Source organism: Streptomyces sp. H39-C1 (assembly GCF_027158125.1).
Classification (GTDB): Bacteria; Actinomycetota; Actinomycetes; order Streptomycetales; family Streptomycetaceae; genus Actinacidiphila; species Actinacidiphila fildesensis.
In genome coordinates, this window is record NZ_JAPVLS010000296.1 from 1 (window position 1) to 580 (window position 580).

Annotated in this window: 1 protein-coding gene; it reads left to right on the forward strand. The window is 66.6% G+C overall.

Going from position 1 to position 580, the window contains the following annotated elements; translation table 11 throughout:
- The first annotated feature begins 114 nt into the window (after positions 1–114).
- A complete protein-coding gene (locus O3W51_RS48305) occupies positions 115–318 on the forward strand; it encodes a cold-shock protein (RefSeq protein ID WP_034275260.1) in 204 nt (67 codons plus the stop codon).
- The last annotated feature ends 262 nt before the right edge of the window (positions 319–580 follow it).

Consider the following 580-nt stretch of genomic DNA (forward strand, 5'->3'; position numbering starts at 1 on the left):
GACCCGCGGGTGCATTTTTTGTTTGGCCGGTCATCTCCGGATGGGCTCATCGCGGCGACGCGGACTCCGCGCAGTGCGGTTTTCGGTTCTGCCCCCTGTCTTAAGGAGACACACATGGCTACTGGCACCGTGAAGTGGTTCAACGCTGAAAAGGGCTTCGGCTTCATCGAGCAGGACGGTGGCGGCGCTGACGTCTTCGCCCACTACTCGAACATCGCCGCCCAGGGCTTCCGTGAGCTCCAGGAAGGCCAGAAGGTCTCCTTCGACGTCACGCAGGGCCAGAAGGGCCCGCAGGCGGAGAACATCGTTCCCGCCTAAGCACTGACGCGCATCACCGGGTAGGGCCCGCACCGCAAGGCTGCGGGCCCTACCCGTTGCCCGCACAATCCCCCCGCACACCCCCCCGCTCATCGCGGGGCGAGGCGGCTGCGGACAGTAGAACCAAGCCGCATGGCAGGCGGCTCCGCGGTTCACGACCGCGATGTGCTCACTGCCCCGGACCCGCCTCCTCGCGCGTCCAGTTCCCGGCCGCCATCTCTGGCAGTGCCGCTCGTGGCGAAGTGTGTTCGCGCGGTTGATT

Excerpts from the sequence above, each read along its gene's own strand:
- O3W51_RS48305 (WP_034275260.1), top strand. The coding sequence starts at position 115 with ATGGCTACTGGCACCGTGAAGTGGTTCAACGCTGAAAAGGGCTTCGGC.